Below are 14,942 nucleotides of genomic sequence, written 5' to 3'. Positions count from 1 at the left end.
TTCGAAAACTACCGAATGGTAGGGGTACCCAGCGTGAGATCAACTCGGATTCCAACCACCCGGTCGGTGTGTAACAGGAACGCGCCGGTGCCGTAATCCCTGGTCGAGGCACCGAAAGCAATAATGCGCGCGGAAATTGACAGTGCGCCAACCGGCCGCGTTTCGTGATCTATTCACCCGAGGTCTGGACCACTGCCCGGCTCGTGGCGCCCGCCACGCGGCCCACCGGTCGCCCGTCGGCGATGATCGGCCCGGAGGTACGTTGTCGCCGGTGGAGCGGGTAAGGAGGCCGACGTGATCACAGGGTTCGCGGTGACCGTCGCGATCTGCGCGACGCTGGTCGCGGTGTGGAGTTTCGTCCAGGCGGCGCGCAAGAAGCTGCCGGACAACGCGCTGCTCGCCGGCCTCGCCGTGATCGAAGTACTCCTGGTGGCCCAGCTCGTGATCGGTGTCGTCCTGCTGATCGGCGGCGGCCGCCCCGGCAGCATGGCCACCTATCTCGCCTATCTGATCGGCTGCCTGGTCGTGCTCCCGCTCGGGACGTTCTGGGCGCTGGCCGAGCGCACCCGGGCGAGCACCGCGATCCTCGGCATCGCGTGCCTCGCCATCCCGGTGATGGTGCTCCGGCTGCACGAGGTGTGGGCGGGCGCCAGTGCCTGAAGAAACCGAGGAGAAGACGGTGGACACCGCGACGGACAAGGCCTCCGGCCCGGGACGGATCCTGGTCGCGGTGTACGCGATCTTCGCGCTGGCGGCGACCTCGCGCGCCGCCGTGCAGATCAGCACCAAGTTCCACGAAGCCCCGCTGGCCTACGCCCTTTCCGCGTTCGCGGCCGTGGTCTACCTGCTGGCCACCGTGGCATTGGCCCGCCGCGGGGCGGGCTGGTGGCGGATCGCGCTGATCGCCTGCGGCGTCGAGCTGCTCGGCGTGCTGACCGTCGGCACGTTCAGCCTCTTCGACCGCGAGGCCTTCCCCCACGCCACCGTGTGGTCGGTGTACGGGCAGGGCTACCTCTTCATCCCGCTGGTGCTGCCGGTGATCGGGTTGTTCTGGTTGCGGCGGACGAAACCCTGACCGAAAGCGGGCCGCTCACTTCTCGAAGCAGCCCTTTTCGTTGAGCGGGCCGAACGTCGGCAGGACCAGCCCGCACAGGTAGCCGTCGATCCAGCGGCCGTTGCCCGCGACGTTGGTGAGCACCCGGATCGCCGGCGCGAACGCGGCGATCCCCTTGGCCAGTGAATCCTGATTGCGCTGGAGCATGGACGTCAGCCGGTCGAGTTGTTCGAGCACCGGTCCCAGTTGCCCGTCGTTGTCGGCGATGATGCCGTCGAGCGCGGTCGCGAGCCGTTTCGAGCCGTCGAGCAGGTCCTTGATCGCCTGCTGCCGGGTGGAGATCGCGCGCAGCAGCGCGTTGCCGTCCTGGATCAGCCGCTGGGCCTCGGTGTCGCGGTCGACGAGGGTCTGCGAGACCTGCCGCGTGTTCGCGACGAGCGCCCGGAGCTGCCGATCCCGGGAGGCGATGGTGCCGGAGAGCTTCGTGATCCCGTCGAGCGCGGAGCGGACGTCGGCGGGCGTATCGGCGAAAGTCGCCGAAATCGCATCGAAGCTTTTCGCCAGTTGGCCGACGTCGATGGCGTCGACGGTTTTCGACAAATCCCGAAACGCTTCAAGGACGTCATACGGCGCGGTGGTCCGCCGCAGCGGGATCGGGTCACCGGGGTCGAGGATCGCTTCGCCACGCGGGTCGAGCGCCAAGTACTTCTGCCCCAGGACGTTCTTGATCTGAATGGACGCGCTCGTGGCGTCGCCGACCCAGGCGTCCTTCACCCGGAAGGAGACGAGCACGCGATCGCCGTCGAGATCGATTTCGGAAACCTTGCCGACCTTCACCCCGGCGATCCGGACGTCGTTGTCGGCGCGCAATCCGCCGGCGTCGGAGAATTCGGCGGAATAGGTGGTGCCGCCGCCGATCACCGGCAAAGCGTCGGCGTTCAGGGCCGCCGCCATGCCGAGGGCCATCGTGGTGAGCCCGGCGAGCGCCACCTTGACCGGATCCACCGCGCCGAAGGACCTCATCGTCTCACCTCGCAGGTCACGAGCGGCAAAGCTTAGGGGCCGCCCTTGCCCATCGCCAGGCGAAACGTTGCACCGATCGGGTGGCAACGTCTGTCCACAGTGGACATCAGGAGACGTCGAGCCGGACTTCGTAATGGAGCGTCTTGTACTTCTTCAGCCGGTGGAAGAGCGGGACGAGGAAGCCGTGCAAGAGCCGATGTTTCCTCGCCAGAAGGGTGGCCGCGTGCCGCGCCTCGGCGCCGTCGAGCAGGCGGACCCGCGCGTTCACGGGCTCCCCGGTCGGGACGCCGCGGAACGTCGACGGGGCGATCTCGACCCGCGGATCGTTGCGCATCCGCTTGGCCTTCCACGCCGCGTCATACGTCCGGATGTACGCATGATCGCCTTCGACGGCGATGTTGATCGGCGTCCCGACGGGTGTCCCGTCCCGTTTGAAGGTCTTCAGCAAGATCGTCTTCTGGGCGGTGAATTCGGTGAGCTGCTTAGTCATGTCACTGGGACGAAGCGGCCGCGCGAAACGTGACGGTAGACCTCGACCTTCCGGCTGATCAGTTCCAGGCAGTCGGCCAGCTCGGCGGCCAAGGCGAACGTGTCGGCCGCTGTCTCCGCCGACGACTGTCCCCAATGCCACATTGGGGACACTGAGCGTCTCCAATGCCACATTGGGCGCACGCCCACCCACTGGTGTGGGGCGAGCCTGAGGGGTTCGGGGCGCGTGGAACGTCCCAGTCCGTGAAGGCCTCCTTGAGGGACCCAGAGTCCCTCAAGGAGGCCTTCACGGACTTGAGAAACGCGGCTAGTTCCAGAACTTGATTTCCGGGTTGTCCGCCACCGGCCCGTCGAGCAGCGGCTGGTGTCCTCCGCGCAGGTTCGCGTCGAAGAACGCCGAGACATACGCCCTGGTCAGCTGCATCCCGCGCTCGCCACCGAGCAGGCCGGGCTTGGTCAGCCCGAGCTGTTCACCGAGGACGCCGACGTCAGTGAAGGACGCGTGCCCGGCCGTCGCGACGCTGATCCAGCGCTTCCAGCCGGTGAGGTTCGGCCAGCTGCCCGCCCAGGTCGTGTCCGGGCCGGCCGGGGTGTACTCGCTTTCGCGGCCGAGCAGCAGGAACGGCCGGTCGATACCGGGCGCGGGGATCGGCGACCACAGCCTGCCGTCCATGTCGACGCCCGCCCGGATCCGCTGGTCGTCGACCATCGCGGTCGGCGCGCTGTACCCGCCGATGGAATGGCCCGCCATCCCGATCCGTGTCCGGTCGATCAGCCGGGACCAGCGCGAGGAAGGCTTGGTCAGGGTGTCGAGGACGAAGGAGACGTCCGCGGAGCGGATCGGCGGGAGCAACGTGGAGTCGGATCCGCAGGCGGCGCATTCGGTGACATGCCCGTCGGGAAACGCGGTGCCGTGGGACTCGTAGTTGTGGCCGATCAGCGCGACCACGAAACCCTTGCTCGCCAGCTCTTCCGCCAGGCCGGTGAGCGTGGTGCGCGGTTTGCCGAATCCCGGCGACAGGACGACGAGCGCGTGCCTCCCCGGCAGCGGCGGGGCATCGACCCTGGCGCTGGTCCGGAGTCCGGAGAGCAGCGCGGGGTCGACGTCGGGCAGGCCCGATTCGGTCAGGAACGCCTTCGCCTCGGCCGAGGTGAGGTAGGGCCGTTTCGCGCCGAACGGCACCAGCGCGGGGTAGAACATCGACACCATCAGCTCGCGCGGCTCGGTCGGCACCCAGGGGTCCGTGCGCGAAGAGTCGATCAGGTGCAGATCGCTGGAGCCGACGGGATGCGAGCCGGTCGGCGGCGGCAACTTCAGTCGTGGAGCCGCCGCGGCCGGGCTCGCCAGGGACACCATGCCGGCGAGGGCGACCAGCGCGACGAGAAGCCTTCTCATGAGGTTTCCGTTTCTGTCGGGGATCTTCCTGCGTCCAGCCTGGGACCCGCCGTCGTATTCGCGCGTCTGTCGCAGGTCGTATCCCGATGTCTGCCGCGAGAGGGATCCGCGAGGCCCCGATCCGGGATTACGCTCGGCCGGTGCTCTCCTTCCTCAGGAATCACCCGAAAGCCGTGGACATCGGGCTGACCGTGCTCATCGGACTGTCCACTGTGGTCGCGAGCGACGATCCGGAGGGCTTCGGCTGGTGGCTGACCTCCTTGGTGGCCTTGGCTTCCCTGCTCGTCCGGCACCGCAGGCCCGTGATCACCTTCGCGACCGGCGCGACGGTCTCACTCCTGCATCTGGCCATGGGCAACGATCTCCGCCCGGTCGACGTCGTGGCGCTGATCGGTCTCTTCTCCGTCGCGGCTTGGGGGTCACGACGGCTTTCGTTCGCCCTGCTCTCGGGGAGCCTGCTGGTCACCGGAGCCTGGATGATCCACGCCGCCGACGCGAATACGCGGGAACCGGCGCCGGTACCGCCGCGGATCATCATCATCGATCCGCTGGCGCCTCCCGAGCCCGACGACGACCAAGTGCAGGACTGGGGCGGTTTCGCCGGTGTCGGGTTGTCGCTCGCGGTGGCGTGGCTCGCCGGGCTGAACACGCGGCAGCGCCGCATCCGCCTTTCGGTGCTGGAACAGCGGGCCGCCGACCTCGAACGCGAGCGGGACACCCAGGCCGCGCTGGCCGTGGCCGCCGAACGCGGCCGCATCAGCCGAGAGCTGCACGACGTCGTCGCGCACGCGCTTTCCGTGGTGGTGCTGCAGGCGCAGGGCGCCCAAGCCGAACTGGAGCGACGGCCGGAGCGAACGCGGGAAGCGCTGGACGCCATCGTCGGCACCGGGCGGACCGCGCTGGGCGAGATCCGGCGCCTGCTCGGCGCGCTCGGCCAGGACGAGCCGGATTGGGAACCCCAGCCGGGCGCGGAACGCCTGCCGCGGCTGGTCGCCGACCTCCGTTCCGCGGGCACGCCGGTCGAGTTCCTGGTCGAAGGGGAACCCCGTCCACTTCCGTCCACAGTGGACTTGGCGGCGTACCGGATCGTGCAGGAAGCGCTGACGAACGTCCTGAAACACGCCGGTCCGGCGGCGTCGGTGACTATCGTGATGCGGTATGGGCCCGAGACGCTGGAGATCGAAGTGACCGACGACGGCACCGCGGCGGAAGAGCCGTCCGGCTCCGGGCACGGCCTCGAGGGCATGCGGGAACGGGTGAACGTCCTGGGCGGCACCTTCGACGCGGGGCCTCGTCCGGAACGCGGCTTCGCCGTCCGCGCGAGCCTGCCCTCATGACGATCCGGGTGGTCATCGCCGACGACCAGTCGCTCGTGCGCACCGGCCTGCGGATGATCCTGGACAACGCGGACGACATCGACGTCGTCGGCGAGGCGGGTGACGGGGCGGAGGCCGTCGCGCTGGTGGCGGACCTCGATCCGGACGTGGTGCTGATGGACATCCGGATGCCCGAGATGGACGGTGTGGAGGCCACCGCCGCGATCGCCGCGGCCCACCGCGCCCGCGTCCTGGTGCTGACCACGTTCGACCTCGACGAATACGTCTACGCCGCGCTCCGGGCCGGGGCCAGCGGCTTCCTGCTCAAGGACGCGCTGGCGCCGGATCTGCTCGCCGGCGTCCGCGTGGTCGCCTCCGGCGAGGCCACCCTCGCGCCCACCGTCACCCGGCGGCTGCTCGACCGCGTCGTCACCGGCCTGCCCGCGGCGCCGCCGGACGACCGGCTCGCCCTGCTCACCGGGCGGGAAAACGAGGTGCTGCGGCAGCTGGCCAGGGGCCTGTCCAACGCCGAGATCGCCGAACTGCTGTTCCTCTCACCGGGCACGGTGAAGACGCACGTCGGCCGCATCCTCACGAAGCTCGGCCTCCGCGACCGCGTCCAGGCGGTCGTGTTCGCCTACGAATCCGGGCTGATCAGCCGCTGACCGCGGCGGGCGTACGCCAGTGCTTGCCGCGGCGGGGCCGCCGGTGCTGGCCACGCCTGCCGAGGTCGCCGAGGGCGTCCAGAGGCCGTGCGGCGAATTCCTCGGCCGTGATGCCCATCCGCACCAGGTACTTGATCTCGCCGCGCACCACCTCGGTGTCGGCCAGCCTGCCTTCCTCGCGGAAGCCGAGGCCGCCGTGCAGCGAGAGCGACGCGACGTTGCCGCCGTACACGCTGACCTCGCATTTGCGGAAGCCGCGCTGCCCGAACATATGCGCCAGCAGGACGGTGATGGCGTCCGTGGCGTAGCCGCAGCGCTGGTGACGCGGGGCGATCCCGATGCCGTAGCCGAACTTGCCGGTCGCCGGGTCGGCGCCGATGGTGCAGACCGAGCCGACCAGCATCCGCCCGCGCACGGTCTCGATGCCGAAGTGGATGTCGTCGCCGGCGGACCCCGAACGGTGCGAAGCCCAGTGCCGGTGCCCGCCGCCGATCAGCGGCGTCGCCTCGCGGGCCATGTCACGGTCGAAGCCCATCAGGACCCGGCGGTCCCGGAGGCCGACCTCGCGCAACCGCACCTTCCGCCCGACCTGCTCGGGCTCCAGGGCGGAGCGGCTCACCGTGTCCGGCCGCACGGGTGCTCACGAACGATCACAAGCATGCTTCGACGATATCGGTAGCCGAAACGCCCGAAGGCCCCCACCCGGTACGGATGGAGGCCTTCGGCGTGAAGAAAGTCAGATGGCGACGACGCGCTGGGCCTGCGGGCCCTTCTGACCTTGGCCGATCTCGAACTCGACGCGCTGCCCCTCGTCCAGGGACTTGAAGCCGCTGCCCTGGATCTCCGAGTAGTGCACGAAAACGTCCGGTCCGCCGTCGTCCTGAGCGATGAAGCCGAAGCCCTTTTCGCCGTTGAACCACTTAACGCTGCCCTGAGCCATACTTTTTTACCTGCTCTTCATAGCGAGTCTGAGCCCATTCGATGCCCCGATCTCGCCGTCCATTGTCGCAGGTCTTGCCCGTTCGCACACGCTGCCGTCCCGAACCGGGTCATTTCCCCAGGTCAGCATCGACCTTCTCGTCCGCTTGACCTTGACCCTGCGTCAGGGTCGGAGCCTTGCCTCATGACGAACACACCCCCTGTCGGAGGACTCCAGGAGATAGACGACCACCGCCTTTTCGTGCACCGATCGGGTGAAGGTGGGCCCGCCGTCGTGTTCTTGCCGGGCGCCGGTGCGGTCGGCCTCGACTACTTCGGCGTCCAGCAGGAGGTCGCGCGGTTCACCACCGCCGTGGTGTACGACCGCGGCGGGACGGGCCACAGCGACCCTCTCCCCCTGCCCCGCACCGCCACCGCGGTCGCCTCGGAACTGCGCGAGCTGCTGGTCGCCCTGGAGATCCCCGCCCCGTACGTGCTGGCGGCGCACTCGCTCGGCGGCCTCCACGCGCACCGGTTCGCGCAGCTCTACCCGCGCGACGTGGCCGGGCTGGTCTTCCTGGACGCCCTCCATCCCGACTGGGACGACTTCATGCCGCCCGAGGCGAGCCTGTCCGCGGCCGGACGGCCGTCACCCGGTCCGGATCGCGCTGCCCTTCGCGCGATGTACGCCGAGCTGCGCGAGGACTATCCGGAAGACGTCCGCGAGGCGCTCGTCGACGCCAAGGTGAGCGACGAGTGGCTGCGCATCGGCGCCGCGGAGCGCACCGGCCTGGTCGCGCTCGCCGACGAACTGCGAGCCGGGCCGGAGCTGCCCGACGTCCCGGCGATCGCGCTCACCGTCGTCGCGTCTCCGCCGCGGGAGATCGACGAGGCCAAGCTGAAGATGGACGCGGCCCGGGTCGGCGGGTTCTCCAGAGGGGAGCAACGCGTCCTCACCGACACACTGCATCATCGACTCTGCTTCGATCGCCCTGACGCGGTGGTCCAGGCGATCCGCGACGTCGTCGAAGGCCTTTAGGCTCAGGAAGAGGAGGACAGGACAGGTGCTCACGATCGGCCAGCTCGCGGCGACCGCGGGCGTGACCGTGCGCACCGTCCGCCACTACCACCACATCGGCCTCCTGCCCGAGCCCGAACGGGACGCCTCCGGTTACCGCCGCTACACCGCGCAAGCGGCGGTGGACCTCATCCGGATCAGGACCCTCGCCGACGCCGGGGTCCCGCTGGCCCGCGTCGACGCGCTGCTGCACGCGGAACCCGCCGAGTTCGCCGCCGCCGTTTCCGACATCGACGCCGAACTCCGGCGCAAGATCGACCGGCTCGCCGAAAACCGCCTCCGGATCGCCGAACTGACCGGCGGCGAGCGGCTCGTCCTGCCGCCCGACGTGGTCGCCCTCCTGGAGCGGATGCGCGGTCTCGGCGTCAGCGAGCGGCGGGTGCTGCTCGAACGCGACGCGTGGATCCTGATGCGGGCGCTGGATCCCCGCGCCGTGCCGGAACGGGTGCGGGAGAAGAACGCCGCCTTCGACGATCCCGAGACGCTCCGCGTGTATCTCGCCTGTGATCAGGCCGTCGGCTGGGATCCGCGCGATCCGCGCCTGGACGCGCTCATCGACGATCTGGACGCCTGGGCGGTCGAACACGAGCGGCGGGGCGGCCGTCCGGGGTACGGCGAGCTGGTGGTTTCCCGTGTCTCCGAGGCTTCCCCGGCGTGGCAACGCGTTGTCGGCGAACTCGCCCGGCGGCGTGCCGAGCGCGGATAGCCCGGAGTCCCCGGCCGGCCTCGGTCACCCGTGTGCGTCGGGCTCCGAGCCGATCCGGTAGGACACCGGCCTGCCTTCCTCGTCGCGCATCTCGACCGGTTTGCCGTCGGCGTCCACGATCTTGCCGTCGACGATCTTGTCGCCGTTTTCGAGCCGGGAGAAGGCTTTCAGATCCGAGTAGTCGATCACCCTGGTCGCCGTCGCGAACACCGACGGATCACTGCCGGCCTTGGCGGGCTTGAGGTGGTTGAACAACAGGTTCAGCACGACGGCCGTGAGCGCGGCGGAGCTGATCCCCGAATGGAAGATCGTGCCGACCCACGCCGGGAAGTGGTGGTAGAACTCCGGCGCCGCGATCGGGATCATGCCCATCCCGACCGACGCCGCGACGATCACCAGGTTCATATTGCCGTTGTAGTCCACTTTGGACAGTGTCTTGATACCGGACGCCGCGACCGTGCCGAACAGCACGAGACCGGCACCGCCCAGTACCGGATACGGGATCGCGGCCACCACGCGGCCGAGCACCGGGAGCATGCCGAGGATCAGCAGGATCACGCCGCCGGCGGTGACCACGAACCGGCTCCGGATCCCGGTGATCGCGACGAGGCCGACGTTCTGGGCGAACGCGCTCTGCATGAAACCGTTGAACACCGGCGCGATCGCCGAGGACGCCATGTCGGCGCGCAGCCCGTCGCCGATCCGGCGTTTGCCGACGCGCGTGTCGACGATCTCGCCGACCGCGAGGATGTCGGCCGTGGTCTCCGTGAGGGTCACCAGTACGACGATGAACATCGACACGATCGCGGCGACGTCGAAGGTCGGCATACCGAAGGCGAACGGCGTCGGTACCGCGAAGATCGGGCCGTCCCAGACCTTGGAGAAATCGGCCTTGCCCAGCACGGCGGCCAATACGGTGCCCACCACGATCGACAGCAGGATCGAGAGCCGGGAGATCGCCGGGACGGCGACCTTGCTGAGCAGCAGCACGATCGCCAGCGTCATCGCGGCCAGGCCGACGTTGGAGACCGAACCGAATTCCGGCGATTTGGTGTTGTTGCCCATCGCCCATTGGGCCGCGACCGGCATCAGGCTGAGCCCGATCACCGTGATGACCGTCCCGGTGACGACCGGCGGGAAGTACTTCACCAGCCGCGAGAACACCGGCGTGATGAGCAGGCCGAGCGCCGCGGACGCGATCACCGAGCCGAAGACGGCGGGCAGCCCGCCGTCCGCGACGATCGCGGTCATCGTCGCCACGCCCGCGAAGGAAGTGCCCTGCACCAGCGGCAGCCGGGAGCCGAAGAAGGGGATGCCGAACGACTGCAGGATCGTCGCCAGCCCGCCGATGAACAGACACGACGCGACGAGCAGCCCGATCTCCGCCGTCGAAACGCCCGCGGCACCGCCGATGATCAGGGGCGGCGCGATGATCCCGCCGTACATCGTCAGGACGTGCTGGATGCCGTAAGTGAAACTCTTGCCGATCCCGAGCCGTTCGTCCTCGGGCCTGCCGCTCGCGGCCGTTTCGGCCTGCGTCCTCTTCACCATGGATCCGCCTCTCGGTAGAAGCGAGCGATGCCGGGCAATTTCAATCTGCGGAGGTTAACTTCCGCATGGCAGAAATTGCAAGACCCTGCCCGTACGGGTCGTCCTTCCGGCGAGCGGACAAAGATCCTTTCCCGCACAGGAAGCCGGGGCGCGGCGATGGTAGAAACGCCTGGCCCAGTCGGCGAGATCCCGAAGGCAGGAAGACGGCACACCATGGCGAATCCGCTGGTCGCTGAACGTGAGGACTCCACCAAGGGGCATTCCGGCGTGCCGCTGCTGGAATCGGCGAACGACCTCAAAGAAGGCATCGAGAAGGGCGACTGGGCCGCCGTCGCGATGGGTGCCGTCGGGACGGCTCTCGACGCGCTGTCGATGGCCATGGATCCGTTCGGTTCGATCCTCGCCGCGGGCGTCGGCTGGCTGCTCGAACACGTCGGCCCGCTCTCCGACGCGCTCGACGCCCTGACCGGCGACGCCGACCAGATCAAGGCGCAGGCCGAAACCTGGGCCAACATCGCCAAGGAACTCGGCGCCGTCGGCACGGAGCTGACCGACCTGGTCAAGGCCGACCTGCAGACCTGGGCGGGCGACGCGGCGGACCGCTATCGCGAGCGCTCGGCGGACACCGTCAACGTGCTCACCGCCGCGCAGAAGGGCTGCGAAGGAGCCTCCAGCGGGGTCAAGACCGCGGGCGAGGTCGTCGCCGCCGTCCGCACCCTCGTCCGCGACATCATCGCCGAACTCGTCGGCCACCTCATCAGCTGGGCGCTGCAGGTGCTGTTCACCCTCGGCATCGGGCTGACCTGGGTGGTGCCGCAGGTGGTGACCGCGGTCGCCAAGACCGCCGCGAAGATCGCCGACATCACCACCAAACTCGTCAAGGCGCTCAAGGGTTTGATGCCGCTGCTCAAGCGGGCCGACTCGCTTTTCGACGACGCCGCCAAGGCCCTGCGCAAACTGAAGGGCGGGAAGGTCGACGCCCCGCCGCCGCCCAAGACCAAGGGCGGCAACGATCGCGGGCTCGACACCAAGAAGGACAAGGATCCCGACGAGGGCACCACCAGCTCCAGCGCCGACGGCAAACCCGACGGTAGCAACAACAACGGTGGCAACAACAACGGTGGCGGCAACTCCAACGACAAGGGCACCAACACCAAGTCCGACAACGACCAGACGAACAGCAGCGGCGCCGGTGGCGGAGGCGACCGGGACCGGGGCGGCAACACCGACACCACCAAGAAGGACGGCAACGGGGATCGTTCGACGTCTTCGGATTCCAAGAACTACTGCGGTGACCCCGTCGACGTCGCGACCGGCGAGGTCGTCATGAAGCAGGTTGACGTGACGCTGCCCGGCGACACGGCGGAGCTGGAACTCTCGCGCACGCATCTGTCTTCCTACACCGCTGGTCGCTGGTTCGGTCCTTCTTGGACGTCCACAATGGACCAACGGTTGGCGGTCACGGGCGATCGGGTCCTGTTCTACGCCGAAGACGGCATGGTGCTCACCTATCCCGTTCCGACGGCCACGCCCGTGCTTCCGGTGCAGGGGCCGCGGCACCGGCTGCGCCGCGCGGCGGACGGGTACCGGCTGTCGATGGGCGATCGCGAACTGCGTTTCGCCGGTGCGGGCCGGATCCTGCCGCTCGTGGCCATCGAGCAGAACGGCGGGCGCACGGAATTCGCGTACGCGGCCGACGGCTCTCCCATCGGACTCCGCCGCGACGACGGTGTCGAAATCGCGATCGGCACGGCGAACGGGCGGATCGTCGCGCTCGGCGCTCCGGGGCAGCCGCCGCTCGTGCGCTTCGCCTACAACCGGCACGGCCAGCTCAGCACCGTCACGGACTACGCCGGCCGCCCGATGACCCTCGATTACGACTTCGGGCACCGGCTCGTCGGCTGGAAGGACCGCACAGGCACCTGGTACCGCTACGTCTACGACGACGCCGGGCGCTGCGTCCGCGCCGTGGGCGCGAGTGGTTACTACAACGCGACGTTCGCCTACGAGCCCGGCACGACCCGGCACACCGACGCCGTCGGCCACACGTGGACGTACCGCCTCAACGACGCCAAACAGCTGATCGAACGCATCGACCCACTGGGCAATTCCCAGCGCTACAACTGGAACCGGCGCGACGAGCTTCTGTCCACAGTGGACGAACTCGGTCGCGAGACCGGCTACGAATACGACGAACACGGCGAGCTGGTGGCCGTCCACCGTCCCGGCGGGGAAACGGTGTCGCTGGCCCACGCCGAGGGCGAGGTCCGGCTGTCGGCGGGAGGCGTCCGGCGGACGGTCCCCGCCTTCGATCCGGCCACCACCCTCATCGGTACCGGGCTGCCGATGGAGATCCCGGACGCGCCCGACCCGCTCACCGACGCTCCTGTGACGGATCGCCCCGGCGACCGCGACCTGTTCGGCCGCCCGCGGCTCGCGTACACGGCGTCCGGTGGCGCGGCGAAGCTCGGCTGGACGGCCGACGGCCGCCGCGCGTGGCGGCTCGGCCCGGACGGTGGCCGCGAGACGTGGGTGCACGACGCGGAAGGACACGTCGTCGAGCACCGCGACGCGACCGGTGCCGCGCGGCGCCGCAAGTACGGCCCGTTCGGCCTCGTCCTGGAGGAGACCGACGCGGCGGGCGCGCGCACGCTGTTCACCTACGACGGCGAACTGCGGCTCACCTCGGTGACGAATCCGAACGGCCTCACCTGGCGTTACGTCCGCGACGCCGCGGGACGGCTCGTCGAGGAGACCGACTACGACGGCCGCCGGATCGGCTACACCTACGACGCCGCCGGACAGCTGCTTCGCATGACCAGCAGCACGGGCGACGTGACCGAGTACTTCTACGACCTCCAGGGCAACGTCGTGGCACGGCGCACGCCCGACGACGTCACGCGCTACGAATACGACGCGCTCGGCAGGTTGATCGTCGCCGAGAACATCGAGTCGCGGGTCGAGATGACGCACGACGACGGGGATCAGGTCGTCGTCGACACGATCAACGGGCTCGGGGTGTGCTGGCGCCGCGAGGGCGACGTGCTCCTGCGCCGGACATCGTCCGGTGTGGACAGTGAGTGGCGGTTCACCGAATCGGGACTGCCGCGGTCGCTGAAGATCGCCGGGCACGAGATCGAATTCGGCTACGACGACGCCGAACGCGAGATCACGCGCAGCATCGACGGCACCGTGGTGCTCCAGCGGCGCTTCGACGCGGAAGACCGGCTCGCCGAAGAGGAGATCGCGGGGGTCGGGAAGCGTGTGTACGGCTACCGCCCGGACGGCAGGCTCGCCGCCGTCGACGACGCGATCCGGCCGTGGCGACTCGCCTTCGACGCCGCGGGCCGGGTCAGCGAGGCACGCGGACCAGCCGGGGTCGAGCGATTCACCCACGACGCGGCGGGAAACCTCACCCACGACGAGGGCGTCTACGACTCCGACGAGCGGGGCCGCGTCACCGCCGACCGATCCTGCGCCTACGAGTGGGATCACCTCGACCGGCTGCGTTCGGTGCGCACTCCCGACGGCGCGTTCTGGACGTACCACTACGACCCGCTCGGGCGGCGGTTCGCCAAACGCCGGTGGCTGATCGATCAGGACGGCGGGGCCGAACTCACGCACGACGTCCGCTTCCTGTGGAGCGGGATGAACGTGGTCGAGCGGATGGACTACGACCCCGCCGACGAGTCCTACCGGCTCTTCACCTGGGAACGCTACGACGACGACCGCCCGGTCGCGCAGATCGAGCGCACCGGTGCCGCGGAAGACGTGACGTTCCGCGCCGTGATCACGTCGCCGGCGGGCACGCCGACCGAGATGCTCGACGAACGCGGCACGCTGGTCTGGCAGGACCGCAGCAGTTTCTGGGGTGTGCCGCTGCCCGGCGCGGACACCGCGTCGATGCCGCTGGCCTTCCCCGGCCAGCAGCGCGACGAGGAAACCGGGCTGCACTACAACGTTTTCCGGTACTACGACCCGAGGACCTCGCGCTACCTCAGCCAGGACCCGCTCGGCCTCGCGGCCGCGCCGAACCCCGTCGGCTACGTCGATCAGCCGCTGCTCATCGGCGACCCGCTCGGCCTCGTCCCACCCTGCGGGCGGAGCGGTCCTGGCAACCAGCCGCGGCCCCAGCCCGTCGGCCCCAGCGGGCAACCCCAGCCGTTGCGAAGGAGCCCGCGGAAACCTCCCATCGACGTCGACAAGATGTCGAAGGAGGAATTCGAGAAGTTCAAGCCGAAACTCGACGAGATCCTGAAGGCGGACAAGCACTTCTTCTGGTCCGGCGGTACCAAGAAGCGCAAACGCGGCGAAGAGGACGAGTACCTCGGCTCGATCGAGGAGAAGGCCACCAAGATCGCGAAGCAGAACGGCGGCAACACCCTCGAGGGCACCCTCAAGGACAACAACATCAAGATGCCCGGATGGATCAACGATCCGAAGGACCCGAGGAGGCCGCTCGTCCAGGAGAAGTGGGACTACGTCTCCGAAACCTTCGCCAAGAACTCCAACAAGGACACACACGTGGTCTTCCCCTACTGGCCGGGCAAGGGGCACGACATCTACCCGCATCGCCGCGAGGACAACGTGTTCGACGTGACCGAGTACCCGCGGCTCGAAAAGATGGGGATCGACGAAATCACCAAGCACAACGCGGAAACCGGGCACACGCGCCCGTACCGGCACACCAAGTGACGTTGCCCCTGGCCGAACGATTTGGTATACCAAAGGGAGCTTGTCGAGAAA

The 14,942-nt window shown here is 68.9% G+C and carries 14 protein-coding genes; 7 read left to right on the top strand and 7 right to left on the bottom strand.

Annotated features, from left to right (window positions below):
• Window positions 1-294 precede the first annotated feature (294 nt).
• Both DMC64_RS02730 and DMC64_RS02725 read left to right on the top strand, forming a co-directional pair.
• Window positions 295-660, top strand: coding sequence for a hypothetical protein (locus DMC64_RS02730; RefSeq protein ID WP_037333184.1), 366 nt, complete (start codon window positions 295-297; stop codon window positions 658-660).
• Complete coding sequence (locus DMC64_RS02725) at window positions 653-1,075, top strand: hypothetical protein (protein WP_174492075.1); 423 nt, start codon at window positions 653-655, stop codon at window positions 1,073-1,075. The genes DMC64_RS02730 and DMC64_RS02725 overlap by 8 nt, the downstream gene beginning before the upstream one ends.
• A 15-nt stretch (window positions 1,076-1,090) precedes the next feature.
• Here DMC64_RS02725 and DMC64_RS02720 read toward each other — a convergent pair whose 3' ends face one another.
• From DMC64_RS02720 to DMC64_RS02710, 4 genes are all read right to left on the bottom strand, one after another.
• Complete coding sequence (locus tag DMC64_RS02720) at window positions 1,091-2,077, bottom strand: MCE family protein (RefSeq protein WP_125731858.1); 987 nt, start codon at window positions 2,075-2,077, stop codon at window positions 1,091-1,093.
• Between the two features lie 106 nt (window positions 2,078-2,183).
• Window positions 2,184-2,567 carry a PPOX class F420-dependent oxidoreductase gene (locus DMC64_RS02715; protein WP_125731856.1) on the bottom strand — a complete coding sequence of 128 codons (384 nt, stop codon included), beginning with the start codon at window positions 2,565-2,567 and terminating at the stop codon, window positions 2,184-2,186.
• Window positions 2,564-2,719 (bottom strand): hypothetical protein, encoded by a 156-nt coding sequence (locus tag DMC64_RS42635; RefSeq protein WP_158634202.1) that lies wholly within the window; start codon window positions 2,717-2,719, stop codon window positions 2,564-2,566. The genes DMC64_RS02715 and DMC64_RS42635 overlap by 4 nt, the downstream gene beginning before the upstream one ends.
• A 154-nt stretch (window positions 2,720-2,873) precedes the next feature.
• Window positions 2,874-3,962, bottom strand: a complete 1,089-nt coding sequence (locus DMC64_RS02710; protein ID WP_125731854.1) for an alpha/beta hydrolase — start codon at window positions 3,960-3,962, stop codon at window positions 2,874-2,876.
• Between the two features lie 140 nt (window positions 3,963-4,102).
• On the opposite strand from DMC64_RS02710, the gene DMC64_RS02705 reads away from it, so the two are divergent.
• Together DMC64_RS02705 and DMC64_RS02700 are read left to right on the top strand one after the other, a co-directional pair.
• Window positions 4,103-5,299, top strand: coding sequence for a sensor histidine kinase (locus DMC64_RS02705; RefSeq protein WP_125731852.1), 1,197 nt, complete (start codon window positions 4,103-4,105; stop codon window positions 5,297-5,299).
• Complete coding sequence (locus DMC64_RS02700) at window positions 5,296-5,943, top strand: response regulator transcription factor (protein ID WP_063277218.1); 648 nt, start codon at window positions 5,296-5,298, stop codon at window positions 5,941-5,943. The genes DMC64_RS02705 and DMC64_RS02700 overlap by 4 nt, the downstream gene beginning before the upstream one ends.
• Here the strand turns inward: DMC64_RS02700 and DMC64_RS02695 are convergent.
• Window positions 5,933-6,577 carry a GNAT family N-acetyltransferase gene (locus tag DMC64_RS02695; protein WP_125731850.1) on the bottom strand — a complete coding sequence of 215 codons (645 nt, stop codon included), beginning with the start codon at window positions 6,575-6,577 and terminating at the stop codon, window positions 5,933-5,935. The genes DMC64_RS02700 and DMC64_RS02695 overlap by 11 nt on opposite strands.
• Window positions 6,578-6,679: 102 nt before the next feature.
• On the bottom strand, window positions 6,680-6,883 hold the full coding sequence (locus DMC64_RS02690) for a cold-shock protein (RefSeq protein ID WP_005149851.1): 204 nt from the start codon (window positions 6,881-6,883) through the stop codon (window positions 6,680-6,682).
• Between the two features lie 183 nt (window positions 6,884-7,066).
• On the opposite strand from DMC64_RS02690, the gene DMC64_RS02685 reads away from it, so the two are divergent.
• Together DMC64_RS02685 and DMC64_RS02680 are read left to right on the top strand one after the other, a co-directional pair.
• Window positions 7,067-7,900 (top strand): alpha/beta fold hydrolase, encoded by an 834-nt coding sequence (locus DMC64_RS02685; RefSeq protein ID WP_125731848.1) that lies wholly within the window; start codon window positions 7,067-7,069, stop codon window positions 7,898-7,900.
• A 25-nt stretch (window positions 7,901-7,925) separates the two neighbouring features.
• A complete protein-coding gene (locus tag DMC64_RS02680; protein WP_125731846.1) occupies window positions 7,926-8,645 on the top strand; it encodes a MerR family transcriptional regulator in 720 nt (239 codons plus the stop codon).
• Between the two features lie 24 nt (window positions 8,646-8,669).
• Here the strand turns inward: DMC64_RS02680 and DMC64_RS02675 are convergent, their stop codons facing one another.
• A complete protein-coding gene (locus DMC64_RS02675) occupies window positions 8,670-10,196 on the bottom strand; it encodes a nucleobase:cation symporter-2 family protein (RefSeq protein WP_125731844.1) in 1,527 nt (508 codons plus the stop codon).
• 213 nt (window positions 10,197-10,409) lie between these two features.
• On the opposite strand from DMC64_RS02675, the gene DMC64_RS02670 reads away from it, so the two are divergent.
• Window positions 10,410-14,891 (top strand): DUF6531 domain-containing protein, encoded by a 4,482-nt coding sequence (locus DMC64_RS02670; RefSeq protein ID WP_125731842.1) that lies wholly within the window; start codon window positions 10,410-10,412, stop codon window positions 14,889-14,891.
• The last annotated feature ends 51 nt before the right edge of the window (window positions 14,892-14,942 follow it).

The sequence above is a fragment of the Amycolatopsis sp. WAC 04197 genome (assembly GCF_003947475.1).
GTDB lineage: Bacteria > Actinomycetota > Actinomycetes > Mycobacteriales > Pseudonocardiaceae > Amycolatopsis > Amycolatopsis japonica.
Note: the sequence above shows the minus strand (reverse complement) of the source record. Positions and strands in the feature narration are given on the sequence as shown.

What these genes read in the sequence shown, in the direction of transcription:
- DMC64_RS02700 (WP_063277218.1), top strand. Translation starts at nt 5,296, where the DNA reads ATGACGATCCGGGTGGTCATCGCCGACGACCAGTCGCTCGTGCGCACC.
- DMC64_RS02675 (WP_125731844.1), bottom strand. Translation starts at nt 10,196, where the DNA reads ATGGTGAAGAGGACGCAGGCCGAAACGGCCGCGAGCGGCAGGCCCGAG.
- DMC64_RS02670 (WP_125731842.1), top strand. Translation starts at nt 10,410, where the DNA reads ATGGCGAATCCGCTGGTCGCTGAACGTGAGGACTCCACCAAGGGGCAT.
- DMC64_RS02685 (WP_125731848.1), top strand. Translation starts at nt 7,067, where the DNA reads ATGACGAACACACCCCCTGTCGGAGGACTCCAGGAGATAGACGACCAC.
- DMC64_RS02720 (WP_125731858.1), bottom strand. Translation starts at nt 2,077, where the DNA reads ATGAGGTCCTTCGGCGCGGTGGATCCGGTCAAGGTGGCGCTCGCCGGG.
- DMC64_RS02710 (WP_125731854.1), bottom strand. Translation starts at nt 3,962, where the DNA reads ATGAGAAGGCTTCTCGTCGCGCTGGTCGCCCTCGCCGGCATGGTGTCC.
- DMC64_RS02715 (WP_125731856.1), bottom strand. Translation starts at nt 2,567, where the DNA reads ATGACTAAGCAGCTCACCGAATTCACCGCCCAGAAGACGATCTTGCTG.
- DMC64_RS02690 (WP_005149851.1), bottom strand. Translation starts at nt 6,883, where the DNA reads ATGGCTCAGGGCAGCGTTAAGTGGTTCAACGGCGAAAAGGGCTTCGGC.